A 25702-nucleotide genomic window follows, 5' to 3' on the forward strand; every position below is an offset into this window, starting at 1 on the left:
TCGATAAGCCCCCGCGGGCGACCGCGGGGGCTTTTTGTTGACGCCGAGCGCCAATCTTGTTCAATGCGGCGCCGATCCAGCTCGGGGTAGGAGAACAATGACTGCCGTTCGTTTTCAGGTTGCGGCCTTCTTTGCCGCACTCGCGTTGTGCACTGCAATGAGCAGCGAGGCGCTGGCGCAAAGGAAATACGACACCGGCGCGTCCGATACCGAGATCAAGATCGGCAACATCATGCCCTATAGCGGCCCCGCCTCCGCCTATGCCGCGATCGGCAAGACCGAGGAGGCCTATTTCAACAAGATCAATGCCGAGGGCGGCATCAACGGCCGCAAGATCAAGTTCATCTCCTATGACGACGCCTATTCGCCGCTGAAGACAGTGGAGCAGGCACGCAAGCTGGTCGAGAACGACGGGGTGCTGCTGATCTTCGGCTCGCTCGGCACCTCCACCAACAGCGCCATCCGCAAGTACATGAACGAGAAGAAGGTGCCGCAATTGTTCGTGGCGAGCGGCGCCTCCAAGTGGAACGATCCCAAGCAATATCCCTGGACCATGGGCTGGCAGCCGAGCTACGTCAGCGAGGCGCGGATCTACGCCAAATACATCATGAAGGAGAAGCCGGACGGAAAGATCGGCGTGCTCTATCAGAACGACGATTTCGGCAAGGACTATCTGAACGGATTGAGGGACGGCTTGGGGTCCAAGGCCTCGATGATCGTGCTGGAAGAAGCCTACGACACCTCCGAGCCGGCGATCGACGAGCACGTCGTAAAGCTGAAGGCGGCCGGCGCCGACATCTTCATCAGCATCACCAGCCCGAAATTTGCCGCGCAGGGCATCAAGAAGGCGGCGGAGATCAATTGGCATCCGATGCACATCATCTCCAACGTCTCGGCCTCGGTCGGCGGCGTGATCGAGCCGGCGGGCCTCGAGATCTCGCAAGGCATCCTGTCGGCGAGCTATACCAAGGACGGCTCCGACCCGCAGTGGAACGCCGATGACGGCATGAAGAAGTTTTATAACTTCCTCGCCCAATACGCGCCCAAGGCGAACAAGCTCGATGCCGGTGTGGTGTTCGGCTATGCCGCCGCGCAGACCATGGTGAAGGTGCTGCAAATGTGCGGCGACGACCTCACCCGCGAGAACGTCATGAAGCAGGCCGCAAGCCTGAAGGATTTCGAACCGGATACGCTGCTGCCCGGGATCAAGATCAACACCGCGCCGGACAATTTCGCCCCGATCGAGCAGCTCCAGATGATGCGCTTCAAGGGCAAGAAGTGGGAGCTGTTCGGCGACATCATCTCCAGCGAGATCGGACACTGAGCGTCGCAAACGCACAATTCAAAATAGCTCACATTTAACAAGACAACTTCCGCGCAGCTGATTAACGGCGCATCCCATCTCAAGCGCCGGAATATTCCACATCATCTCAAAAAAGATCGCCTCGCGGCGGCAGCCCCGGCGGGGCGTTCTCCTTGCTGGCCGCCCGGGAAGGGTATTGAATGCTTACCAGAGCGACGCGCAACGATCGCTTCCGATCAAGAACACGGCACATTCAAACCTACCTAGGGAGATCAAGATGCCTGCAATGCATGTGCGATTGGGGGCCTTCTCGGCTGCCCTCGTGCTGGCTGCCACCCTGTCCACGACAGCCCTGGCGCAGAAGAAATACGACACCGGCGCATCCGACACCGAAATCAAGATCGGCAACATCATGCCCTATAGCGGGCCAGCCTCCGCTTACGGCGTGATCGGCAAGACCGAGGAGGCCTATTTCCGCAAGATCAACGCCGAGGGCGGCATCAACGGCCGCAAGATCAATTTCGTCACCTATGACGACGCCTACTCGCCGCCGAAGACGGTGGAGCAGGCACGCAAGCTCGTCGAGAGCGACGAGGTGCTGCTGATCTTCAACTCGCTCGGCACACCGCCGAACACCGCGATCCAGAAATACATGAACCAGAAGAAGGTGCCGCAGCTGTTCGTCGCAACCGGCGCCACCAAATGGAACGATCCGAAGGACTTCCCCTGGACCATGGGCTGGCAGCCCAACTACCAGAGCGAGTCGATCATCTACGCCAAGTACATCCTGAAGAACCATCCGAACGCCAAGATCGCCGTGCTCTACCAGAACGACGATTACGGCAAGGACTATCTGAAGGGCTTCAAGGACGGGCTCGGCGCCAAGGCCTCGATGATCGTGATGGAGGAAAGCTACGAGGTATCGGAGCCGACCATCGACTCCCACATCGTCAAGATGAAGGCGACCGGCGCCGACGTGTTTTTCAACATCACGACGCCGAAATTCGCGGCACAGGCGATCAAGAAGAATGCCGAGATCGGCTGGAAGCCGCTGCACTTCCTCAACAACGTATCGGGTTCGATCGGCAGCGTGATCAAGCCGGCCGGCTTCGAGAACGCCCAGGACATCGTCTCCTCGCAATATTTCAAGGACCCGACCGACGCACAATGGAAGAGCGATCCGGCGATGATCGCCTGGAACGAATTCCTGGATAAGTACTATCCGGAAGCCAACCGCGCCGACGCCTCCGTGATGTACGGCTACATTGTCGCGCAAGGCCTGGTGCACGTGTTGAAATCCTGCGGCGACAATCTGACCCGCGAAAACATCATGAAGCAGGCCGCCAATATCAAGGACTACGAGCCGGCCGGCCTGTTGCCGGGCATCAAGGTCAACACCTCGGCCACCGATTTCGCGCCCCTCTCGCAGCTGCAACTGATCCGCTTCAAGGGCGAGCATTGGGAGCGATTTGGTGACATCTTGAGCGGCGACGTCGGCGGCTGACCTTAACCAATCGCTAAAGACGTAACCCCGATCGACTAAAGACGAAGCCCCTGCGGCCTTGCCGCAGGGGCTTTTCCTTGAAGCTCTTGGGCAAATCGTATTGAATTGCGGGCTGCGTCACCAAAAACGATCAAGCCAAGAAGAAGGACGCACACATCAAGAAAATAGGGAGATTGGAATGCCCACTGTCACCGGCAAACTTGCGGCCGCGTCACTGGCGCTCGCGCTCATTGCGGCCTCGGCCTCCACTGCATCGGCCCAGAAAAAGTACGATACCGGCGCGACCGACACCGAGATCAAGATCGGCAACATCATGCCCTACAGCGGACCGGCCTCCGCCTACGGCATCATCGGGCGGACCGAAGCCGCCTATTTCAAGAAGATCAACGACGAGGGCGGCATCAACGGCCGCAAGATCAATTTCATCAGCTACGACGACGCCTATTCGCCGCCGAAGACGGTGGAGCAGGCGCGCAAGCTGGTCGAGAGCGACGAGGTGCTGCTCATCTTCAACTCGCTCGGCACGCCGCCGAACACGGCGATCCAGAAATACATGAACTCGAAGAAGGTGCCGCAGCTGTTCGTCGCCACCGGCGCCACCAAATGGAACGATCCGAAGGACTTCCCCTGGACCATGGGCTGGCAGCCTAATTACCAGAGCGAGACGCAGATCTACGCGAAATACATCCTGAAGGAGATGCCGAACGCGAAGATTGCCGTTCTGTTTCAGAACGACGATTACGGCAAGGACTATCTCAAAGGCCTGAAGGACGGCCTTGGTTCGAAGGCCGCGAGCATGATCGTGGCCGAGGAAAGCTATGAAACGTCGGAGCCGACCATTGACAATCACATCGTCAAGCTGAAGGCGACGGGCGCTGATATCTTCGTCAACATCACCACGCCGAAATTTGCGGCGCAGGCCATCAAGAAGAATGCCGAGATCGGCTGGAAACCGACCCACTTTCTGAACAACGTTTCGGCCTCAGTCGGAAGCGTGATCAAACCGGCAGGCTTCGAAAACGCGCAGGGTATAATCTCGGCGGCCTATCTGAAGGACACCACCGACACGCAATGGGCCAACGACGCCGGCATGAAGGCATTCCTCGATTTCATGGCGAAATACTTCCCCGAAGGCGACAAGACCGACGGCGGCACCATCGTCGGCTACGGCGTCGCGCAGACGTTGGTCCAGGTGCTGAAGAGCTGCGGCGACGACCTTACGCGCGCGAACGTCATGAAACAGGCGGCCAGCCTGAAGGACTTCCGCACCGAGGTGCTGCTGCCCGGGATCAAGATCAACACGTCGCCGACCGATTTCGCGCCGATCAGTTCGCTGCAACTGCAGCGCTTCAAGGGCGAGCGCTGGGAGCTGTTCGGCGACGTGATCAACGCGGAAGCCGGCGGTTAGCCGTCTGAAACAGGTGTCGAGAAACCCCCTGCGCTGATCGCGCAGGGGGTTTTTGCTTGAGCGCCGATTATGATTACGCGATTGCATAATCGAATGGTGGCAAAGCCCGCTTACGCTTTGGCGCGTGATGCGGTAGGCATGTGGCGGGCGCGTTTGCCGCCAGTCTCTCCTGTCTGCCGAAGGCCTTCGTCATGATCGACCGACGTCCCCTGCTCCGCGCGCTCTACGACGCCGCCGTTGCCGCCGCCCATCCGAGCACAATTCTGGCGCCGCACTTAAGGCCCGCGCCCAAAGGACGCGTGATCTGCCTCGCCGCCGGCAAGGGCGCAGGCGCGATGGCCGCGGCCGCCGAGCGGCATTATCTCGACACGCTCGAGCTCGCGCCGGAGCGGCTGCTCGGCATCGCCACCACGCGCCACGGCTACGGCGTGCCGACGCGCCGCATCCGCGTGGTCGAGGCCGGCCATCCCGTGCCTGACGAGGCCGGCCTGAAGGGCGCGGCCGACACGCTCGCGCTCGCAGGCGAGGCCGGCCCTGACGATCTCCTCCTGGTGCTGCTCACCGGCGGCGGTTCGGCGAACTGGATCGCGCCGGTCGACGGCATCAGCTTCGCGCAGAAGCAGGCGGTCAATAAGGCGCTGCTGCGTTCGGGCGCGCCGATCGGCGAGATGAACACGGTCAGAAAGCATCTGTCGCGGATCAAGGGCGGCCGGCTGGCGCGCGCCGGCAAAAATGCCGCCGAGATCGTGACGCTGGCGATCTCCGACGTGCCGCATGACGACCCTTCCGCGATTGCCTCCGGCCCCACCGTGCCGGATCCGACCACGCTGGCCGATGCGCGCGCGATCGTGGCGAAATACAAGCTCGCCATCGACGAGGCCGTGCGCCGCGCGCTCGACGATCCCGCCAACGAAAGCTGCAAGCCCGCCGACGCCGCCTTCGCGCGCGCGCATTTCGAGCTGATCGCGCGGCCCAAGCAATCGCTCGACGCGGCGGTGAAGCTCGCGCGCGAGTCCGGTTACGAGACCATCGACCTCGGCGCCGATCTCGAAGGCGAGGCCCGCGAGGTCGCTGCCGATCATGCCAAGCTCGCGCTGCAAGCGCGCGCGCAAGGCAAGCGCGTCGCGATCCTCTCCGGCGGCGAGCTCACGGTCACGGTGCGCGGCAATGGGCGCGGCGGACCGAACCAGGAATACGCACTGGCGCTCGCCAGCCTCTTGAAGGACACGGCTGGCATCTCGGCGCTGGCCGGCGACACCGACGGCGCCGATGGCGGCGCCGGCCATCCCACCGACCCTGCCGGCGCGCTGATCGACGCGGCGACCTTTGCCAGGATGAAGGCGCAGCGGCTTAAGCCCCAGGCCTATCTCGACAACAACGACGCGACCACCTTCTTCGAGGCGACCGGCGATCTGCTCATGCCGGGACCGACGCTGACCAACGTGAACGATATCAGGGTGATCCTGGTGGATTAGGGCTCGCCCTGTTCGACACCATCGCGGCTTGGCCTGACCATGACGGCCTTGAGGAGTGTGTGGGTGCGGCTTAGCGCTTGCGGTTGACGTGCTCCAGCAGCGCGAGCAGGCCCTTCAACAAGTCCGTCGGCGACGGCGGGCAGCCCTTGATGTGCAAATCCACCGGAATGGTCTCGGACACGCCGCCAACGCAGGCGTAGCTGCCTCTGAAAATGCCGCCATCGATCGCGCAGCCGCCGACCGCGACGACCCATTTCGGATCGGGCGTCGCGTTGTAGGTCCGCTCCAGCGCCTGTCGCATGTTCTTCGTCACCGGACCCGTGACCAGCAGCACGTCGGCGTGGCGCGGCGAGGCGACGAAGCGCAGGCCGAAACGTTCGATGTCGTAGAAGGCGTTGGACAGCGCGTGGATCTCCAGTTCGCAGCCGTTGCAGGATCCGGCATCGACCTCGCGAATGGCAAGAGAACGCCCAAGCCTGGCCTGGGCGGCGCGGTTGACTTTCGTTGCAAGCTCCGCCAGCACCGACTCGTCCGGCGCCGGCGCGGGCTCCGTCAGCGAACCGTGAGTGAGGCTTTCGAGCAGGGTCTTGCGCATGGCTTAGAGGTCCGCGCCCGAATAGGAACAGTTGAACGACTTATTGCAGAGCGGAAAGTCGGCAATGATGTTGCCCTCGATCGCGGTTTCCAGCAGCGGCCACTGGAACCACGACGCGTCGCGCAGGTGGCAGCGTTCGACGCGCAACTCGTCATCGAGCCGCAGCCACACCAGAACGTCGCCGCGGAAGGCCTCGGCGAGCGCCATGCCTTCACAGGCACCGTGGCCGATCCTGGGAGGCAGCACGGTTGCGAGCTCTCCCGGCCCAAGTTGGTCGAGGATCTGCTCGATCAACTCGACGCTCTGCTCGACCTCGCGGATTCGGATCCAGACCCGCGCGTTCACGTCACCGGCCTGTAGTACCGGCACCTCGAACGATAACGCGTCGTAAGGCGTGTAGGCAATCGCCCGCCGCGCATCGAAATCGCGGCCCGAGGCGCGGCCGACATAACCGCCGGCGCCAAACTGGCGCGCATATTCCGCCTTCACGATGCCCGTGGTGACGGTGCGATCCTGCAAGGACGCCGTGTTGTCATAGAGTTCGATCAAGCGCGGAAAGACCTTTCGTAGCTCGGCGAGCAGCGCGCGCAGCGCGGCAACGCCGTCCGGCGCGATGTCACGCGTCACACCACCGGGCACGATGACGTCCATCATCAGGCGATGGCCGAACGCGACATTCGCAGCGCGCAAGCAGCGCTCACGCAAAATGCCGGTCTGGGCATGCATCAGCGCGAACGAAGCGTCGTTGCAGATGGCCCCGATGTCGCCCAAATGATTGGCGAGGCGCTCCAGTTCCGCCATCAGCGCCCGCAAGAGCGTCGCTTGCCGAGGCGCCTCGATCTGCAGCGCCGCTTCCACGGCACACGCAAAGGCGAAGGCATAGGCGACGGCGCTGTCGCCGGAGGTGCGGTTGGCGAGCTTTGCCGCGGCCTCGAGGCTCGCGCCCTGCATCAGCGACTCGATACCCTTGTGGGTGTAGCCGAGCCACTGCTCCAGCCGCACCACATGCTCGCCATTGGCGGTGAAGCGGAAATGGCCGGGCTCGATGGTCCCGGCGTGGACGGGGCCGACCGCCACCTGGTGCAACGCCTCGCCCTCGGCCGGTAGGAACTGGTATGGCCGCACGTCTCGCGATGCGTTGCGGCCCGAGAGCGGATAGGATTTTCCCCAGACATAGTGATCGAGCCATGGCCGCAGATCGTCAGCGACGGTTGGAATAAGCCCGAACAGATCATGAATGCTACGCTCCAGCCGAAGCGCCGGCGGATGACGACTGGCGACGCTTGGAAATGTGCTGGCCGTACACTCGTAGGTCACGACCGCGATCTCGGCCGAGCCGCCATCGAGCATCGCCATATGCACCGCGGTCGGCTCGCCCCAGAAGCCAAGCAGTGTGAGGCTTCCCTCGACCAGTCGATCGATCGCCGCCTGCCAGCCCGCCTCCGTCACGACCGCGCGCGGCCAGGGCCGATGCGACGACACCGCATGGATATGGGAGATGCTGTCGAGGATGCCCATGGCTTACCCCAGGAGCTTCGCGACGTTCTGGAAGCCGGTGACCAGCACCGGCGGCAGATAGATGCCGGCCATCAGCACCAATCCGAGGTGCGTGAACATCGGTACGTAGGAGGCTTCAGCCGGCGCGGTCTTGCCTTTGGGCTCGCCGAACATCACCGCGCCGATCCGCAACCAAAGCCCGCCGAGCGCAATGATGATGCCGAGCACCAAGATTACCGTCAGCCAGGGCGCGCGGGCGAAAGTCGAGCTCACCACTAGAAACTCGCTCATGAAGATGCCGAGCGGCGGCAGCCCGACGATGGCGATGACACCGAGCATCAGGCCCCAGCCGAGCGCGGGGTTGGTCACCGTGAGCCCGCCGATATCGGCGATCTTCTGTGTGCCCTTGACCTGTGCGATATGGCCGACCGCGAAGAAGATCGCCGACTTGGTCAGCGAATGCATGGTCATATGCAACAGCCCTGCGAAATTCGCGAGCGGCCCGCCCATGCCGAAGGCAAAGACGATGATGCCCATATGCTCGATCGAGGAATAGGCGAACATCCGCTTGATGTCGCGGCGCCGGTACAGCATCAGCGCGGCGAAAATCACCGAGATCAGACCCATGGTCACCATCAACGGACCCGGCGCGATCGCCGCGGAGTTTACCGCGAGCATCATCTTGAAGCGCAGGAGCGCATAGAGCGCGACATTGAGCAACAGGCCGGACAGCACCGCCGAGATCGGCGTCGGGCCCTCGGCATGCGCATCCGGCAGCCAAGCATGCAGCGGTGCGAGACCGACCTTGGTGCCGTAGCCGAGCAGGAGGAAGGCGAAGGCGACGTTGAGCAACGCCGGGTCGAACTGTGCGGCGTGCTTCACCAGCACCGTCCACACCATGCCGTCCAGCCCCTCGCCCACCACGGGGCGCGCCGCCATATAGACCAGGATCGTGCCGAACAGCGCGAGCGCGATGCCGACGCTACCGAGGATGAAATATTTCCAAGCCGCTTCCAGCGCCTCATGGGTACGGTAGATGCCGACCATCAGGACGGTCGTCAGCGTCGCCACCTCAACCGCGACCCACATCAGGCCGATATTGTTGGCGACGAGCGCGAGGTTCATCGCGAACATCAGCGTCTGATACATCGCGTGATAGAAGCGCAGGAACGCCGGCGCCAGGCGCCCGATCTCGATCTCGTGCTGGATGTAGCTTGCGCTGAACACCGATGTGGTGAGGCTGACGAAGGTGGTCAACACGATGAAGACCTTGTTGAGGTCGTCCATCAGCAGATACTGCCCCGATACTGGCTCGACCACGAACAGCGAGAGCGAGGTAAGGAAGGTCGCGAGCGCTGCCACTACGTTCAGCTTCGCCGTCAGTCGGTAGCCGGGCAAAATTGCCAGCACCGCCGCCGAAAGGGCCGGGATCAAGAGGATGGCGCTGAGGGCGTCGATGCTCATCGCCGCTCTCCGCGAAAACGATCAAGTTCCTGCACGTCCACGCTGTCAAAGCGCTCGCGGATGCGGAACAGGAAGACGCCGATCACGATGAAGGCGATCAGCACCGAGAAGGCGACACTGATCTCGACCACCAACGGCATGCCCTTGGCGCCGGTTGCCGCCAGCACCAGCCCGTTCTCCAGCGACATGAATCCGACGACCTGGCTCACGGCGTTGCGTCGCGTAACCATGATCAGGAGCCCCAACAGCACCACCGACAGCGCGAAGGCAAGGTCCTCGCGCGCGAGCGCATCGGCGCTCGGCGTCACCCGCAGCATCACCACCATCGACAGCGCGACGAGGCCGATGCCAGCCATCATGGTCAGCCCGATGCCGATCACATTCTCGATCTCGCGGTGGATACCGAGCCGTTTGATGATCCGGTGCAGCGCCACCGGGATGATGATGGCCTTAAAGACCAGCGCGATCAGCGCCGTGACATAGAGATGCGGCGCTTGCTGCACATAGGCCTGCCAGGCTACCGATAGCGCCAGCACGCTGGCATGCAGCGCATAGACATTGAGCAGCGCATAGAGCCGGTCCTGATAGAGCATCATGAAGCTCGCCAGCACGAGGCAGCCGGCGAGCAGATGGGCGATGTCGAATTGCAGGCTGCTCATCTCTTAGAGGCTCCCCGACACGAAGCGCAACAGGGTGGCAAGCAATGCCAGCATCAGCGCCGCGCCCAAGAACTCCGGAATCCGGAACACGCGCATCTTGGCGATCGACGTCTCGAACACGGCGAGCAAGAAGCCAAGTACCGCCAGCTTGCCGAAATAGAGTAGCGCGCCAAAGACGAGCCTCCCAGCGCCCGCGTCCACAGTCGCCGTGCCCCATGGCAGGAACACGCAGGCGATCAGCGAGACATAGAGCAGGAGCTTGAGATGCGACGACAGATCGATCAGCGCGAGATGCCGCCCCGAATATTCCAGCACCATGGCCTCGTGCACCATGGTCAGCTCGAGATGGGTGGCGGGGTTATCGACGGGGATACGGGCATTCTCCGCCAGCGCTACGATGGTCAGTGCCACAAACGCCATGCCCAGGGACACACGCAGACCGACCGCGTCGGAGCCCATGAACTCGGCCACGTTGGGGAGCTGCGTCGAGCCAGCGATCATCGCGACCGAGAACACTGTGATCAGCATCGCGGGCTCGGCGAGGGAGGCGATCATGACCTCGCGGCTGGAGCCGATGCCGCCGAAGGCGGTGCCGACGTCCATGCCGGCGAGCGCCTGGAAGAAACGGGCGCTGCCGAGCAGCGCAATGATGGCGATGAGATCGGCGGTCCAGGAGAACAACAGGCCATTGCCGAAAGTCGGCACCAGCGAGGCGGCGACCCAGGTGCCCGCGAAGATCAAATAAGGAATGACGCGGAACAGCCAGGATGCGTTGTCCGCGAGCACGACGTCCTTGCGCATCAGGCGAATGAGGTCGCGATAGGGTTGTAGCAGCGGCGGCCCGCGCCGGCGTAGCAGCCGAGCCTTCACCTTCCGCACGAAACCCGTCAGTAGCGGCGCGCCCCCCAGCACCAGCGACATCTGGGCGCCCTGGGAGAGGATGTCGCTCAGCGCGTTCATAGTGCCACCACCAGCAGCAGCACGATTAGCGCCACGAAGACCAGCGTCAGGTAGCGGCGGATGGTGAGGAACTGCAAGATATTGATGCGGTCCGTCGCAAAGCCGATGAGCTTCGCAATCGGCGCGTACAGCACATCCCAGATCAGATCGTGCAGTTCGACCCGGAGCCGCGCAGGAACCGGCGAGGACGGCGGCGGCATCTCGCCGATCTCGCTTGCGGCAAAGATGACGCTGCCGAACACGCGGCGGATCGGCTGCGAGAAGCTGGAGGCTGAGTACTGGATCGCTGGGTTCGGATCGGGATAGCCGCAATCCCAAGCAGGCGCGCGGCGTAAGCGGTCGGAGGCGAAACGGTGAATGGCTGTCGCCGCCGTCGTGCCGCAGAGTGCCGCGAACAGGAACACCAGAAGGCCGTTATAGGAGCTGCGGCTTTCCGCGATCGGCACGATGGTGAGCCACTGCAATCCGACCTGATGCGGCATAATGTTGCCGACCATTTTCTTGCTCACCGGCGCCAGCGCATCGATGAACAACCCGGGCAGGATGCCGGCAACGAGGCAGAAAGCGGCAAGCACGAGCATCGCGGTCAGCGAGAAGCGGTCGGTCTCATGTGCCGACGCCGCGACATCCGAACGTGGCCGGCCGAGGAAGCTGATGCCATAGAGCTTGACGAAGCAGGCCGCGGCAAAGGCGGCCGCGAGCGCCAGCAAACCGCCGACCGCCGGAATGATCAGCTTGAGGCCCCAAGAGGGCAGCTGGGGTGAGAGCAGGATCGCCTGGAAGGTCAGCCATTCCGAAACGAAGCCGTTGAATGGCGGCAATGCCGAGATCGCGACGCAGCCGACCAGCACCGCGAACGCCGTCTTCGGCATGCGATGGATCAGCCCGCCGAGTTTCTCCATGTCGCGTTCGCCGGTTGCTCCCAGCACCGCGCCGGCGCCGAAGAACAACAGGCTCTTGAACAGCGCATGATTGAATACATGCAGCATCGCCGCGGTGAAAGCGAGCGCCGCCACCCAGTCGAGCCCTTCCGCCTTGAAAGCCAGCGCCAGCCCGAGGCCGGTGAAGATGATGCCGATATTCTCAATCGTTGAATAGGCGAGCACGCGCTTGATATCGCGCTGCATCAGCGCATAGAGCACGCCCAGCGTCGCCGACGGACCGCCGACCAGCAGCACCACCATGCTCCACCACCACACCGGTTCGGGCAGAAGATCAAAGACGATGCGCACGAAGCCGTAGACGGCGACCTTGGTCATGACGCCGCTCATGAGGCCAGAGACGTGGCTGGGTGCGGCGGGATGGGCGAGCGGCAGCCAAGCGTGTAGCGGCACCAGGCCAGCCTTGGAGCCGGCGCCCAGCAGCATGAGGATCACCACCACGCCGCTCAGCGCAGCGGAAGGATGTGAGGCTCGGATCGCATCGAAATCGTAACCAGCACCGCTCGCGAGCAGGCCGAAAGCGAGCAGCAGCGCCAGCGTGCCGAAACTTGCCATCAAAAGATAGACATAGCCAGCGCGGACATTTTCGGCCTCCCGGTGATGCGACACCACCATCGCCCAGGAGGTCAGCGACATGAATTCCCAGGCGACCAGGAAGCTGAAGGCATCGTTTGCCAGCACTACGACGTTCATCCCTGCGAGATAGGCAGGATAGAACGGCAGCACGCGGCCGGGGGAGTCCTCGTGCCGGCCGTAGCCCAGCGCGAACAGGCTCGCGGCGGCGCCGCCGAGATTGACGACGACGAGGAAGAACGCGGACAGCGCATCGAGCCGGAAATGGGCACCGAGCCAGGGCAGGCCGATCGGCAGTGTCGCGCTCGGCGTCAGATGAGGGAAATAGAGCAGATCTGACAGCGCCGTGACACATAGCGTCGACGTGGCGATCAGACATCCGCCGTAGAGGATGATCGAGCCGCGCGGGCGCGTCGACAGCACGACTCCCGCAGGCGCCAGCGCCAGCAGGGCCGCCACAGACCATAGCGCCACGGCGATCATAGCCGCTCCTGGATCATGATTTGCGCGCGCGTCATCATCGCTATTGGCCACCTGCGCTCGGGGGTGGAGACTTCAGCCGCACACCGCGCCCCCCGGCGCTCGACGTTGCCCCCTCGGCGATCAGCTCGATGCCGGCAACCGACAGCGCGTCGACCAGCTTCACCAGGGAATCGACATTGCCGCGGATCACCCCTTCGGAGGCTTCCATGCGCTGGATCGTCGGCAGCGACAGCGAACAGCGCTGCGCGAGTTCACGCTGGTCGATCCTGAGCAAGGCGCGGGCGGCTCGAAGCTGCGCGGCGGTGATCACGGGGCAGAATGTCCGTGGCGGTTACAGCGCTTGATTTACCAAGCTTAAGACGCGCAAAATGACGTTTCAAGCATCATTTTCTGGGTGCAACGCATCATTCCCGTTCGATGTCCTCCGAGCTCATGCCCCCGCACTCCGCCATCATAGCCGGGCTCGTCCCGCCCCACCGTCATTCTGGGGCGCGTGTGGCACGAACCCCAATGCGCAATTGCGCATTATGTCATCGCGCTTTAGTCAAGCCCGGGCATGATGACCGCATAAATGCGGCGCGAGATTCCGGGGGCGCGCTCGCGCGCATCCGGGAATGACTGTCCGCCTCAAAACTCGTTGGCGATCTTCGCGAGCATCCCGATCAGGGCCTCGCGGTTGCTCTGCCCGAGCAGGTCGTTCAGCCGGGCCTCGTGCTTGGTGGCGACGAGCTTCTTGGCGCGGGTCAGCACGGCCTTGCCCTTGTCGGTCAGCACCAGGATGTGCGAGCGGCGGTCGTTGGTGGAGCGGATCCGCGCGCATAGGTCGCGGCTTTCGAGATTGTCGAGCATCGCCACAAAGTTCGGCCGGAGGATGCCGAGCGTGGAGGCGATCTCGGTCTGGTTCCGGCCCGGATTCTTCTCGACCAGCAGCAGCACCGAGAATTGCGCCGGCGTGAGCTGGAGCGAGGCCATGCAGCGCAAAAAGTTCTCGAACACCTTGAGCTGGGCCCGCTTCAGCACATAGCCGAGCTGCTCGGAGAGCTCGCCGAGCTGGAGCGCTTCGGCCTGCGGCTCGGACGCATCCTTGCGACCCTTGGCCGTATCGGCAGGCTTTTCGGAGGACTTCTCAGCGGTTTTGGAAACGGTCATCGCCTCGTGCTCGTAATCCCGCTAAGTTCGGGACGGGTCGTTCCCCACCCTTGATGTTATATTTGATAATTGTTATGAACCATATCAAATATCGCCAACGTTTTTCAATGGCTGTGAGCGGACCGTCCACCACAATCGGGAGGACCGGTCCTTATCTTTAGGGGGAGCGTCCGGTCTTGAATACCACCATCATGCTGTTCCTGGTGCAGGACGGCATCACCAATGGCGCGATCTATGCGCTGCTCGGCCTGGCGCTGGTGCTGGTGTTCGCCGTCACCCGCGTCATCCTCATTCCCCAGGGCGAATTCGTCACCTATGGCGCGCTGACCTATGCCTCGCTGGCGGCGGGCCAGATGCCGGGCACGGCAAAGCTCGCACTGGCGCTAGGCATCGGCGCCTTCGCCTTCGATCTCTTCGTCGCGCGCAAGGCGCTGCACGGGCGGCTGGTCCTGCGCAGCATCCTCACCAACATCGTGCTGCCGGCCATCGTGCTGGCGCTGACCCTGTACTTCGCCGCCCAGAAGCCGCCGGTCGCGATCTGCATCGCGCTGTCGCTGGTGATCGTCGCGATGATCGGCCTGTACCTCTACCGGATCGCATTCCAGCCGCTGGCGCACACCTCCGTGCTGGTGCTGCTGATCGCATCAGTCGGCGTGCATCTCGCGATGCAGGGGCTGGGCTTGCTGTTCTTCGGCGCCGAAGGCCAGCGCGGGCCGGCCGTGCTGTCCGGCGCCTTCACCGCTGGCGCGCTGCGCTTCACCGGCCAGAGCATCACCGTCTACGCCATCACCGTTGCCTTCATCGTCGGGCTCTGGCTTTTCTTCGGGCTGACACTCTACGGCAAGGCGCTGCGCGCGACCGCGGTGAACCGGTTAGGGGCGCGGCTCGCCGGCATCCGCACCACGCTGTCGGGGCAGATCGCCTTCCTACTGGCCTCCGTGATCGGCGCGCTATCGGGCATCCTGATCGTGCCGATCACGACGCTCTATTATGACTCCGGCTTCCTGATCGGCCTGAAGGGCTTTGTCGCCGCGATCATCGGCGGCCTGGTCAGTTACCCCCTCACCGCCGTCGCGGCGCTGGTCGTCGGCATCGTCGAGGCGTTCTCGTCCTTCTATGCCTCCAACTACAAGGAGGTGATCGTTTTCATGCTGCTGATCCCCGTGCTGCTGCTGCGCTCGCTCGCCGCGCCCGCGGTCGAGGAAGAGAAGGACTGACGCGCGATGCAGAGCCGGCTTCCCATCCTCGTCTTCGCGCTTGTCATGGCGGCGATCCCGTTCGTTCCCGGGATGCCGCCGTTCTGGATCGTGCTGCTCGACAATATCGGCCTTGCCGCGCTCGTCGCGATGGGCCTCGTGCTGCTCACCGGCGTCGGCGGCCTGACTTCTTTCGGTCAGGCAGCTTTCGTCGGCTTCGGCGCCTACACCACCGCGGTGCTGTCGACGGCCTACGGCCTGTCGCCGTGGCTGACCCTGCCGCTGTCGCTCGTCGTCAGCGGATCGCTGGCAGTGCTGCTCGGGCTGATCACCGTCCGCCTCTCCGGCCATTATCTGCCGCTCGGCACGCTCGCCTGGGGACTGGGCCTGTTCTATCTGTTCAGCAAGCTGGAGTTTCTGGGCCGCAACGACGGCATCTCGGCGATCCCGCCGCTGTCGATCGGCGCGTTCAAGATGCTCTCGCCCGGCTCGATCTATTACGCGATCTGGGTCGCGGTCATCGTCTCGGCCCTGCTGACGATAAACCTGCTGGACTCCCGCACCGGCCGCGCCATCCGCGCACTCAGGCGCGGCCATGTCGCGGCGGAAGCCTTCGGCGTGCACACGCCGCGCGCCAAGCTGCTGGTGTTCATCCATGCCGCGGTGCTCGCCGGCCTCTCCGGCTGGCTCTACGCGCATCTCCAGCGCGCGGTGAACCCGACGCCGTTCGGCGCGCAGGCCGGCATCGAATATCTCTTCATCGCGGTGGTCGGCGGCGCCGGCTATGTCTGGGGCGGCGTGCTGGGCGCGGCGATCGTGGTGGTGCTGAAAGAGGTGCTGCAAAGCTATCTGCCGCTGATCCTGCCCGGCTCCGGCCAGGTCGAGACCATCGTTTTCGGCATCATGCTGGTGGCGCTGCTGCAACTCGCGCCCGGCGGCCTCTGGCCCTGGCTGATGTCGTTCCTGCCCGAGCGCACCAGTGGCAGAAAGCCCGATACCTCGCTGAAGCTGGAGCATCGCCCCCGCGCGCCCGGCGAGTCCAGCATCCTGCTCCAGGTCGACAAGGCGCGAAAGCAGTTCGGCGGCGTGGTCGCGGTCAACAACGTCTCCTTCGACGTCCAGGCCCGCGAAATCGTCGCGCTGATCGGACCGAACGGCGCCGGCAAGAGCACGACGTTCAACCTGATCACCGGCGTGCTGTCGGCGACCGCAGGCTCGATCTCGGTGCTCGGCAAGAAGGTCGACAAGGCGCCGCCGCAAGAGATCGTCAAGCTCGGCATCTCCCGCACCTTCCAGCACGTCAAGCTGGTGCCTGACATGACCGTGCTGGAGAACGTCGCGATCGGCGCCCATCTGCGCGGCCATTCCGGGCCGATCTCCTCGATGCTGCGGCTCGACCGCGCCGATGAGGCCAAGCTGCTCGCGGAAGCCGCGCGCCAGATCGAGCGCGTCGGCCTTGCCGAGCAGATGCATCAGCTCGCAGGCTCGTTGTCGCTCGGCCAGCAGCGCATCGTCGAGATCGCGCGCGCGCTCTGCGTGGACCCGATGCTGCTGCTGCTCGACGAGCCGGCCGCCGGCCTGCGCCACATGGAGAAGCAGCGGCTCGCGACGCTGCTGCGCGAGCTGCGCGACGGCGGCATGAGCGTGCTCCTGGTCGAGCACGACATGGGCTTCGTGATGAACCTCGCCGACCGCATCGTGGTGCTCGATTTCGGCACCAAGATCGCGGAAGGCACCCCCGCCACGATCAAGACCAATCCCGAAGTGATCAAGGCCTATCTCGGAGTGGCGGCATGAGCACGCTGTTGTCCGTCACCGACGCGCACGTTGCTTACGGCAAGGTCGAGGCCGTCCGTTCAGTCTCGCTCGAGGTCGGCACCAATGAGATCGTCACCATCGTCGGCGCCAACGGTGCCGGCAAGACCACGCTGCTCTCGGCCATCATGGGCATTTTGCCGCTGAAGGGCCGCGTCGCCTTTGCCGGCCAGGATCTCGCCCGCCTCGACATCGAGGATCGCGTCGCGATGGGGCTCGGGCTCGTCCCCGAGCACCGCGAATTGTTCGTGACCATGAATGTCGAGGACAATCTCGAGCTCGGTGCCTTCCGCATCGAGCGAAGCCGGGCGAAGTCCTCGATCGAGCGCGTCTACACCCTGTTTCCGCGGTTGAAGGAGCGGCGCAAGCAGCTCGCCGGCACGCTCTCCGGCGGCGAGCAGCAGATGCTCGCGATGGGCCGTGCGCTGATGGGCGAGCCGAAACTGCTGATGCTGGACGAGCCGAGCCTCGGCCTCGCCCCGATCATCGTCGCCGACATCTTCCGCATCGTCACCGAGCTGCGCGCCAGCGGCGTCTCCGTCCTGCTGGTCGAGCAGAACGCGCAGGCCGCACTGAAAATCGCGGACCACGCCTATGTCATGGAGCTCGGCGAGTTCATGCTCAGCGGCAAGGCCAGCGACATCGCCGCGAACGAGCGGGTGGCGGCCAGCTATCTCGGCTTCCAGCATGAAGGTGAGAGTGCGATCTAATTTTGTAGTGAGCCCCTCTTCCCTTCTCCCCTTGTGGGAGAAGGTGGCGCGAAGCGCCGGATGAGGGGTCCTCTCGAATCGTGAAACCGCCCGTTAGGAGAGAGACCCCTCACCCGTCTCGCCGCTTTGCGGCGGGCCACCCTCTCCCACAAGGGGAGAGGGTGCACTGTGCTCGTGGCTAACGCTTTTACTTGAAGATCAAAGGTTAGCCCGCCTTCTCCTTCAACTCCGCGACCTCCGCTTCCAGCTCCGCGATCCTCGCATCCCTTGCCGCCAGTGCCGCGGCAACATCGCCCGCATCGAACTTCTGCGGGATGTGCTGCGGGCAGTTGGTGTCCCACGCCGCGATCTTGAACAGGATCACCTGCTCCGGCCGCGCGCGGTAGCCCTTCGGCATCAGCGACGTGGTCAGCGCCTCGTCGTCCTCGACGACGCGCGCCTCGCCCCAGATCTTCACCCGGCGGCGATGGGCGTAGTCCATCACGAAGATGTAGGCCTTGGGATTCTCCGAGAGATTGCCCTGGGTGATGAACTGCTGGTTGCCGGCATAGTCGGTGAAGGCGAGCGTCTGCTTGTCAAGCACCTTGAGAAATCCCTTCGGGCCGCCGCGGTGCTGAATGTAGGGCTGGCCGTCCACTGATGCAGTGGCGAAATAGAAGCTGTTGGCATCAGCCAGGAAGGCCGCGAGGTTGTCGTCGACCTCGGTGCGCCAGCCGCGCTGCTCGCTACGCGCATAGGCCTCGCGCGAGCCCTTGCGCGCCTGGATCGCCTTCACCGCCCGCGAGAAGGCGACGTCGCTGACATAGGGCTGGGCTGCTGTCGTCATCGGAACGTCTCCTGGAATTCCGGCGCATGCTTGCGTCTTTCGCCAGTTAACATGGACTTGCCTGCCGCCAGAACAATCTGGCCGCTTGACACTTCATCATTGCAATATATGCAATAATGCCATGGACCGGCTCGAAGCCATGCACGTCTTCGTCACCGTCGCCGATTTGCGCGGCTTTGCGCCGGCGGCGCGCAGGCTGCGCCTGTCGCCCTCGGCGGTGACGCGCCTGATCGCGGCGCTGGAAGAGCATCTCGGCGCGCGACTGTTGCAGCGCACCACGCGACAGGTGACGCTGACCGATGTCGGCACGCGCTATCTCGAACGCGCCCGCCGCATCCTCGCCGACGTCGAGGAGGCCGACGGCTCGGCGCGGCAGGAGCGCAACCGGCCGAGCGGTCGCCTCGTGGTGTCGGCTCCGGTCGGCTTCGGCCGGCTCCATGTCGGGCCGGTCATGACCGCTTACCTCAAACGCTATCCCGAAGTCGCCGCCGAATTACGGCTGTCCGACCATCTCGTCAATCTCGTGGAAGACGCGGTCGACGCCGCCGTCCGCATCGGCCATCTCGCCGATTCCTCACTGGTCGCGCGCCAGGTCGGCGAGATGCGGCGGATCGTGGTGGCCGCGCCGGACTATTTGAAGCGCCGTGGCGAGCCGAAGACGCCGGAAGCGCTCGCCGCACACCAGACCATCCAGTTCGGTCCCTGGTCCGCATGGCGCTTCCTGCGCGACGGCCGCGACTTCGAGGTGACGCCAGCGCCACGCTTCATCAGCAATAGCGCCGACGCGGCGCTGCAATATGCCGAGGCCGGCGGCGGCGTGACGCGGGTGCTGGCCTATCAGGCCGCCGAAGGGCTGAAGCGCGGGCGACTGAAGATCGTGCTCGCGGCATACGAGCAGCCGGCGCTGCCGATCCACATCGTCTACCCGACCTCGCGCCTGCTCTCGGCCAAGGTGCGCGCGTTCGTCGATCTCGTGGTGGAGACGGCGGAGTGGAGGTTTGGGTAAGTGCGTGTCCCGGATGCGCCGCGGAGCAGAGCCGGGACACGGAAGGCCAAGAGGGAGCCGCGGATGGATGGGCGCCGGCTCAGCAGCGCATCGCCGAAGAGGGCGCTGCGTCCGGGGCACGCGAGAACTACTTCTTCGGCACGACGCGAAACGTGCCGCTGGCGCGCGCGATCACGGCATCATCGGCCTTCACCAGGCATTGCGCGAAACAGATCGTAGAGCCGGTCTTGATCGCCTCGCCCTCGACCGCGAGCCATTGGCCGATCTCGGCGGCGCCGACATAGTCGACCGACAGCGAGATCGTGACGAACGAAGTCGTCCAGCCCGTCGCCTGGGCGCAGCTATAGCCCATGGCGGCATCGGCCAGCGCCGCGATCAGCCCGCCGTGGATCAGCCCGCGCGCGTTGGTGTGCGGCTGCGCCAGGCGCAGTCCCACGGTGACGCCCTTCTCGGTCTTCTTCGAATAGAGCGGCTCCCAGGGATCGGTGAGCGGGGCTTTGCGGAAATGCGGCTCGAAGCCGGCGGGGATGTCGGTGGCGGTCATTGCTGTCTCGCGTTGCTGATCGTTGCCATTGAACGCGATAGACATGACGAACGCATCACCTACAAAGTTTTAAACGGGATTTGCGGGAGCGTTTGAATGGGCACTCCCGTCATTGCGAGGAGCTCGCGACAAAATTGCAAGGCAATTTTGCGCTGATGCGACGAAGCGATCCAGACTGCCTCCGCGGAGGGATTCCTGGATTGCTTCGCTACGCTCGCAATGACGGAGTATGTGGCGCCGGCACGGCCTAAAACGGCAGCCCGACGTAATTCTCCGACAGCGAGGTCATCGCGGCCTGCGACTGGGTGACGTAATCGAGCTCGGCGAGCTGGATGCGGGCGCCGATGGTGCCGGTGTCGGGGAATTTGTGCAGCATCGAGGTCATCCACCAGGAGAAGCGCACGGCTTTCCAGACCCGTGCCAGCGCCTTGGCGGAATAGGCGTCGATCCCGGCGCTGGATTTCTCGTCGTAGAACTCGCGCAGCGCGCTCGACAGATAATGCGCGTCGGACGCGGCGAGGTTCAGCCCCTTGGCGCCGGTCGGCGGAACGATGTGCGCGGCATCGCCGCACAAAAACATCCGGCCGAAGCGCATCGGCTCGGCGACGAAGCTGCGTAAGGGTGCGATGCTCTTCTCGATCGACGGTCCCGTGACGAGGCTGGCGGCCGCCTCCTGGTCGAGCCGGCGCTTCAATTCGTCCCAGAAGCGGTCGTCCGGCCATTGGTCGACATGGTCGTCGAGCGCGCACTGCACATAGTATCGGCTTCGTTTGGTCGAGCGCATGGTGCAGAGCGCAAAGCCGCGGGCATGGTTGGAATAGATCAGCTCGTGGCTGACTGGCGGCGTATCCGAGAGGATGCCGAGCCAGCCGAACGGATAGACCCGCTCGAACTCCTCGATCGCCGAGGCCGGGACGCTGGCGCGGCTGACGCCGTGGAAACCGTCGCAACCGGCGATGAAGTCGCAATCGATCGTGTGGGTGACGCCGTCCTTGACGTAAGTTACGCGCGGGTGACTGCCGTCGAAATCATGCGGCTGCACGTCCTTGGCCTCGTAGACCGAAACGAGACCTGCGGCCTTGCGCGCATTCATCAGGTCGAGCGTGACCTCGGTCTGGCCGTAGATCATCACCGTCTTGCCGGTCGCGCCCTTCATGTCGATGCGGTGACGCTGGCCGGAGAAGGCGAGCTCGATGCCTTCATGCACCAAGCCTTCGGCATGGGCCCGCGCGCCAGCGCCGATCTGGTCGAGCAGCGCGACGGTCCCCTCCTCCAGCAAGCCGGCGCGGATGCGGCCGAGCACATAGTCCGGGCTCTGCCGCTCCAGAATGACATTGTCGATGCCATAAGTGCGCAGAAGTTGCCCAAGCAACAATCCGGCCGGCCCGGCCCCGATGATTGCGACTTTTGTCCGCAATACTTGCTCCTTCCGATGCTATAAGCTTTCGTCGCGGCCTGCTTGTCGCGCCGGCCCGCAGGCGATAATTATATCATATAATTGTTGGGCAAAAGGGAGTCGCCCAAGCAGCGACAAATCCATGCAACATGGCTGACATAGATGACGCGAGAGGGGGCGCGCCAGTTCCGGCTTGAACACGCCGGCCAATTAGATAACATGTTAATTAACGAGACCGGGCCATCGAAGCCGGTCGTCGAAAACAGGGAGAGACGCGTGATGAGGAAAGTCTGTCTGGCGTTGCTGCTGGCAGCAAGCGTGACGCCTGCGTTCGCGCAGGACAAGACCTTCGATTTGAAGATCTCGCACTGGGTGCCGGCCTCGCATCCCCTGCAGAAATCGCTGGAAGACTGGGCGGCCGCGGTCGAGAAGGATTCCGGCGGCACCATCAAGGGCAAGGTGTTTCCGGCCCAGCAGCTCGGCAAGGCCTTCGATCATTACGACATGGCGCGCGACGGCATCGCCGACGTCACCTATGTCAATCCCGGTTACCAGCCCGGCCGCTTCCCGATCATCGGCGCCGGCGAATTGCCGTTCCTGATCTCGGATGCCAAGGGCGGCTCGATGGGGCTGGATGCCTGGTACCGCAAATATGCCGAGAAGGAGATGAAGGACATCAAGTACTGCCTCGCCTTCGTCCACTCGCCCTCCTCCTTCCACTCACGTACCAAGAAGATCGTGGTGCCCGAGGACGTGAAGGGCCTGAAGATCCGTCCCGCTCACGCCACCATGGCGAATTTCGTCACCTCGCTCGGCGGCACCAACGTGCAGTCCTCCGCGCCCGAAGTGCGCGACATCATCGAGCGCGGAGTCGCCGACGGCGTCACCTTCCCCTGGGGCTCCCTGGTGCTGTTCGGTATCGACAAGGTGACCAAATACGACATGGAGGCGCCGCTCTACACCACGACCTTCGTGTTCGTGATCAACAAGGACAAGTACAATGCAATGTCCGACAAGCAGAAGGCCGCGATCGACAAGAATTGCACGGTCGAGATGGCCGGCGCGGTCGGCGAGCACTGGGGCAAGTTCGAGGATGCCGGCATCGACAAGGTGAAGGCGGAATCGAGCCACGAGGTCTACAAGCTGACGGCCGAGCAGACCGCGGCCTGGAAGAAGGCCGCCGAGCCGCTGGTCAAGACCTGGAGCGACGGCGCCAAGAAGGCTGGCGCCGATCCGGATGCGGCGCTCGCGGATCTCAAGGCATCGCTGAAGAAGTACAACGCGCTGGCGGAGTAACTCGAAGCTGCGGCCATTCTCCTCCCTCTCCCCGTTCTTACGGGGGCGCGACGAGCTTCGCTCGCGCTGAGAGGGTTGGGGTGAGGGGCTGCTTCCGCAAAGATGGTGACAGATGAACTCGCGGAGAGCCCCCTCACCCGGAATCCGCGCTCACGCGCGAATTCCGGCCTCTCCCCGCACGCGGGGAGAGGCGGAGTGCGCGGCGAGACCGGATCAAAAAATGACATCTCGCGATAGGACACACCCATGAAGCGCGCCTGGATGGACCGCTTTATCGACACGATCGAATGGATCGCGGCCGGCTTCGTCGGCCTCGTCGCGCTCGACATTTTCCTGTCGGTGCTGCTGCGTAACACGCTGAACTATTCGATCCCCGACAGTTTTGACATCGGCCGCATGCTGCTCGGCATCCTCATCTTCTGGGGCATCGCGGCGACGTCTTATCGCGGCACCCACATCACGGTCGACCTCGTCTGGGGCAATGTCGGGCCGCGCTATCAGCGCTGGATCGACGTGTTCGCAACGCTGGTGCTGCTGTTCGTCGTGACCGTTCAGACCTGGACGCTGTTCGACAAGGTGCGCGGCACCTACAATGACAACGTCCAAACCTTCGACATGCATATGCCGACCTGGCCGTTCTTCGCGATCGCCTGGATCGGCGACGTCTCCGCCGTGCTGCTGATCGCGATCCGCACCTACCGGCTGATCTTCCATCCCGAAGAGATGCACGACCCCAAGCTGAAGGCGACGGAGTAATCATGAGCACCGATGCCGTCGCCGTAATCGGCTTCGTTTCCCTGTTTGTGCTGATGCTGCTGCGCGTGCCTGTCGGCATGGCCATGGGCCTCGTCGGCGTGTCCGGCTTCTCCTATCTGGTCGGCGCGACGCCGGCGCTGAAGCTGGTCGGCCAGACCTCGATGCGCACGGTCACTGACTACACCTTCGGCGTCATTCCGATGTTCCTGCTGATGGGCTCGTTCGTCAGCAATTCCGGCATGAGCCGCGAGCTGTTCCGCGCCGCCAACGGCTTTGTCGGCCACCTGCGCGGCGGGCTCGGCATCGCCACCGTCGGTGCCTGCGGCGGCTTTGCCGCGATCTGTGGCTCCTCGGTCGCGACCGCCGCCACCTTCTCCGCCGTCGCCTATCCCGAGATGCGCCGCTTCGGCTATCCGCAATCGTTTGCCACCGGCGTGATCGCGGCAGGCGGCACGCTGGGCGCGATGCTGCCGCCCTCCACCGTGCTCGCGGTCTACGGCATCATCACCGAGCAGGACATCGGAAAACTCTTCATCGCCGGCATCATCCCGGGCCTCTTGGCGATGACCATGTACATGATCACGATCGGCCTGATCGGTTATTTCCGGCCCGACTTCCTGCCCAAGGGCAAGGTGCTGTCGTGGCGCGAGCGCTTTGCTGGTCTGAAGGACATCTGGGCGCCGGTGCTGCTGTTCGTGTTCGTCATCGGCGGCCTCTACGGCCTGCCGTTCCTGCCGCGCTTCACGCCGACTGAGGCCGGCGGCGTCGGCGCCACCGGCGCCTTCATCATCGGCGTGCTGACCGGCCGGCTCGACCGCGAGAAGGTGCTGGCCTCACTGCTGCAGGCGACGCGCACCGCGGCCGCAGTGTTCACCGTGCTGATCGGCGCCCTGATCTTCGGCTACTTCCTGACGGTGACGCAGACACCGCAGAAGGTGACGGAGTTCCTGACGGGCCTCGGCCTCGGTCCCTACGGCGTGCTGGCGCTGATCATGGTGATGTATCTCGTGCTCGGCTGCCTGATGGACGCCATGGCGATGATCATCCTGACCGTACCGATCATCTTCCCCGTGATCATGCATCTCGGCTTCGACCCGATCTGGTTCGGCGTCATCATCGTCATGACCGTCGAGCTCGGCCTGATCCACCCGCCGGTCGGCATGAACGTGTTCGTCATCAAAAGCGTGGTGAAGGACGTCTCGTTCTCGACCATCTTCAAGGGCGTGATCCCGTTCGTGGCGACGGATCTGGTGCGCCTCGTGATCCTGATCGCCTTCCCGCTGCTGGCGACCTGGCTGCCGACGCGCATGATGGCGCATTAGCTGATCGAAGATCGTCACTTACCCTCCCCTGGAGGGGGAGGGTCGATCGCGCAAAGCGCGAGCGGGGTGGGGTGACGGTCTCTCCGCATTGAATACTGCCTGAGCGGAGAGATCACCCCACCCCGTCTCGCAGCGCTCATGCGCTGCGAGCCGACCCTCCCCCTCCAGGGGAGGGTAAAACGCGCCGTTCGTCATAGTCAGTTCAGAGGTAACCGATGACTCCCACCCTCGACACAAAATACGCCTTCACCATCACCGCTCGTATCGGCGACGTCGTCACTGCGGGCGAGACCGGAATCGGCGTGCGCCGCATCATTCCGATCATCGGCGGCGAGGTGACGGGCGCAATCACAGGCAAGGTGCTGCCGTTCGGCGCCGACTTCCAGACCATCCGCCCCAACGAGCTGATCGATCTCGAAGCCAGATACGCCTTCGAGACCGACGACGGCGCGACCGTCTATGTCGAGAACAAGGGCATGCGCTTCGGCCCGGTGGAGCTGCTGCAAAAGCTCAAGCGCGGCGAGCCGGTCGATCCGAAGCTGATCTATTTCCGCACCGTGCCGAGGTTTGAGACCGGGCACCAAAAATACCGCTGGCTGATGGAACATATTTTCATCGGCTCAGCGGCGCGCCATGCAGACCGCGTGGTGATCGATGTGCACCAGGTGATGTGATCCTCGCTACCTCGTCATTGCGAGCGCAGCGAAGCAATCCAGAATCTTTCCGCGGCGGCAGCCTGGATTGCTTCGTCGCAAGAGCTCCTCGCAATGACGAGGATAGGGCTGCGGCAACCTATCACAACGGACTCCCTCGCCGGAGCAGTC

23 protein-coding genes are annotated in these 25702 nt (G+C 63.8%); 12 read left to right on the forward strand and 11 right to left on the reverse strand.

Annotated features, from left to right (window positions below):
- Positions 1-97 precede the first annotated feature (97 nt).
- The 4 genes from ACR9YP_RS00945 (at position 98) to ACR9YP_RS00960 (ending at position 5690) form a co-directional block, all read left to right on the forward strand.
- The gene (locus ACR9YP_RS00945) at positions 98-1324 is read left to right on the forward strand and encodes an ABC transporter substrate-binding protein (RefSeq protein ID WP_438104570.1); all 1227 of its coding nucleotides are present in this window, start codon (positions 98-100) and stop codon (positions 1322-1324) included.
- 256 nt (positions 1325-1580) lie between these two features.
- Positions 1581-2807, forward strand: coding sequence for an ABC transporter substrate-binding protein (locus tag ACR9YP_RS00950; RefSeq protein ID WP_474218815.1), 1227 nt, complete (start codon positions 1581-1583; stop codon positions 2805-2807).
- Positions 2808-2985: 178 nt separating this feature from the next.
- A complete protein-coding gene (locus ACR9YP_RS00955; RefSeq protein WP_438104568.1) occupies positions 2986-4215 on the forward strand; it encodes an ABC transporter substrate-binding protein in 1230 nt (409 codons plus the stop codon).
- A gap of 191 nt (positions 4216-4406) precedes the next feature.
- Entirely contained in the window at positions 4407-5690 is a 1284-nt protein-coding gene (locus tag ACR9YP_RS00960; RefSeq protein WP_438110519.1) for a glycerate kinase type-2 family protein, read from the forward strand.
- 70 nt (positions 5691-5760) lie between these two features.
- Here the strand turns inward: ACR9YP_RS00960 and ACR9YP_RS00965 are convergent, their stop codons facing one another.
- The 8 genes from ACR9YP_RS00965 to ACR9YP_RS01000 form a co-directional block, all read right to left on the reverse strand.
- Positions 5761-6285 carry an NADH-quinone oxidoreductase subunit B family protein gene (locus ACR9YP_RS00965; RefSeq protein WP_438104566.1) on the reverse strand — a complete coding sequence of 175 codons (525 nt, stop codon included), beginning with the start codon at positions 6283-6285 and terminating at the stop codon, positions 5761-5763.
- A gap of 3 nt (positions 6286-6288) precedes the next feature.
- On the reverse strand, positions 6289-7803 hold the full coding sequence (locus tag ACR9YP_RS00970; protein ID WP_474218816.1) for a hydrogenase large subunit: 1515 nt from the start codon (positions 7801-7803) through the stop codon (positions 6289-6291).
- 3 nt (positions 7804-7806) lie between these two features.
- Entirely contained in the window at positions 7807-9246 is a 1440-nt protein-coding gene (locus ACR9YP_RS00975; RefSeq protein ID WP_091890421.1) for a hydrogenase 4 subunit F, read from the reverse strand.
- Positions 9243-9905 carry a hydrogenase-4 component E gene (locus tag ACR9YP_RS00980; protein ID WP_091890424.1) on the reverse strand — a complete coding sequence of 221 codons (663 nt, stop codon included), beginning with the start codon at positions 9903-9905 and terminating at the stop codon, positions 9243-9245. Before ACR9YP_RS00980 ends, ACR9YP_RS00975 begins: the two co-directional genes overlap by 4 nt.
- Before the next feature lie 3 nt (positions 9906-9908).
- On the reverse strand, positions 9909-10865 hold the full coding sequence (locus tag ACR9YP_RS00985) for a respiratory chain complex I subunit 1 family protein (protein ID WP_474218817.1): 957 nt from the start codon (positions 10863-10865) through the stop codon (positions 9909-9911).
- The gene (gene hyfB, locus ACR9YP_RS00990) at positions 10862-12862 is read right to left on the reverse strand and encodes a hydrogenase 4 subunit B (RefSeq protein ID WP_474218818.1); all 2001 of its coding nucleotides are present in this window, start codon (positions 12860-12862) and stop codon (positions 10862-10864) included. The genes ACR9YP_RS00985 and hyfB overlap by 4 nt, the downstream gene beginning before the upstream one ends.
- 40 nt (positions 12863-12902) lie before the next feature.
- Positions 12903-13172: a helix-turn-helix domain-containing protein gene (locus ACR9YP_RS00995; RefSeq protein ID WP_091890433.1), complete on the reverse strand. Its 270-nt coding sequence runs from the start codon at positions 13170-13172 to the stop codon at positions 12903-12905.
- Between the two features lie 317 nt (positions 13173-13489).
- Positions 13490-14011 carry a MarR family winged helix-turn-helix transcriptional regulator gene (locus ACR9YP_RS01000; RefSeq protein ID WP_091890436.1) on the reverse strand — a complete coding sequence of 174 codons (522 nt, stop codon included), beginning with the start codon at positions 14009-14011 and terminating at the stop codon, positions 13490-13492.
- Positions 14012-14187: 176 nt separating this feature from the next.
- Between ACR9YP_RS01000 and ACR9YP_RS01005 the strand changes: the two genes are divergently transcribed.
- Genes ACR9YP_RS01005 through ACR9YP_RS01015 form a run of 3 tightly spaced genes read left to right on the forward strand, consistent with a single transcriptional unit; the run spans position 14188 to position 17732 of the window.
- Positions 14188-15228, forward strand: a complete 1041-nt coding sequence (locus tag ACR9YP_RS01005; RefSeq protein WP_474218819.1) for a branched-chain amino acid ABC transporter permease — start codon at positions 14188-14190, stop codon at positions 15226-15228.
- 6 nt (positions 15229-15234) lie between these two features.
- Positions 15235-17004, forward strand: a complete 1770-nt coding sequence (locus ACR9YP_RS01010) for a branched-chain amino acid ABC transporter ATP-binding protein/permease (RefSeq protein ID WP_091890439.1) — start codon at positions 15235-15237, stop codon at positions 17002-17004.
- Positions 17001-17732, forward strand: coding sequence for an ABC transporter ATP-binding protein (locus tag ACR9YP_RS01015; protein ID WP_091890442.1), 732 nt, complete (start codon positions 17001-17003; stop codon positions 17730-17732). Before ACR9YP_RS01010 ends, ACR9YP_RS01015 begins: the two co-directional genes overlap by 4 nt.
- 205 nt (positions 17733-17937) lie before the next feature.
- On the opposite strand, the gene ACR9YP_RS01020 is transcribed toward ACR9YP_RS01015, so the two are convergent.
- Positions 17938-18558 carry a pyridoxamine 5'-phosphate oxidase family protein gene (locus ACR9YP_RS01020; protein WP_474218820.1) on the reverse strand — a complete coding sequence of 207 codons (621 nt, stop codon included), beginning with the start codon at positions 18556-18558 and terminating at the stop codon, positions 17938-17940.
- A gap of 121 nt (positions 18559-18679) precedes the next feature.
- Here ACR9YP_RS01020 and ACR9YP_RS01025 point away from each other — a divergent pair, with 121 nt between their 5' ends.
- Complete coding sequence (locus ACR9YP_RS01025; RefSeq protein ID WP_438104558.1) at positions 18680-19564, forward strand: LysR family transcriptional regulator; 885 nt, start codon at positions 18680-18682, stop codon at positions 19562-19564.
- A 127-nt stretch (positions 19565-19691) separates the two neighbouring features.
- On the opposite strand, the gene ACR9YP_RS01030 is transcribed toward ACR9YP_RS01025, so the two are convergent.
- Positions 19692-20108, reverse strand: coding sequence for a PaaI family thioesterase (locus ACR9YP_RS01030; RefSeq protein WP_091890450.1), 417 nt, complete (start codon positions 20106-20108; stop codon positions 19692-19694).
- A gap of 247 nt (positions 20109-20355) precedes the next feature.
- On the reverse strand, positions 20356-21525 hold the full coding sequence (gene pobA / locus ACR9YP_RS01035) for a 4-hydroxybenzoate 3-monooxygenase (protein ID WP_438104556.1): 1170 nt from the start codon (positions 21523-21525) through the stop codon (positions 20356-20358).
- A 258-nt stretch (positions 21526-21783) separates the two neighbouring features.
- On the opposite strand from pobA, the gene ACR9YP_RS01040 reads away from it, so the two are divergent.
- The 4 genes from ACR9YP_RS01040 to ACR9YP_RS01055 all read left to right on the forward strand — a co-directional run bounded on the left by ACR9YP_RS01040 (position 21784) and on the right by ACR9YP_RS01055 (position 25552).
- On the forward strand, positions 21784-22800 hold the full coding sequence (locus tag ACR9YP_RS01040) for a TRAP transporter substrate-binding protein (RefSeq protein ID WP_438104554.1): 1017 nt from the start codon (positions 21784-21786) through the stop codon (positions 22798-22800).
- Positions 22801-23046: 246 nt separating this feature from the next.
- Positions 23047-23556 carry a TRAP transporter small permease gene (locus ACR9YP_RS01045; RefSeq protein ID WP_128936689.1) on the forward strand — a complete coding sequence of 170 codons (510 nt, stop codon included), beginning with the start codon at positions 23047-23049 and terminating at the stop codon, positions 23554-23556.
- 2 nt (positions 23557-23558) lie between these two features.
- Positions 23559-24878 carry a TRAP transporter large permease gene (locus ACR9YP_RS01050; RefSeq protein ID WP_091890463.1) on the forward strand — a complete coding sequence of 440 codons (1320 nt, stop codon included), beginning with the start codon at positions 23559-23561 and terminating at the stop codon, positions 24876-24878.
- Between the two features lie 215 nt (positions 24879-25093).
- A complete protein-coding gene (locus ACR9YP_RS01055) occupies positions 25094-25552 on the forward strand; it encodes a DUF3237 domain-containing protein (protein WP_438104552.1) in 459 nt (152 codons plus the stop codon).
- Positions 25553-25702: the final 150 nt, after the last annotated feature.

The organism is Bradyrhizobium sp. BR14999 (assembly GCF_056106085.1).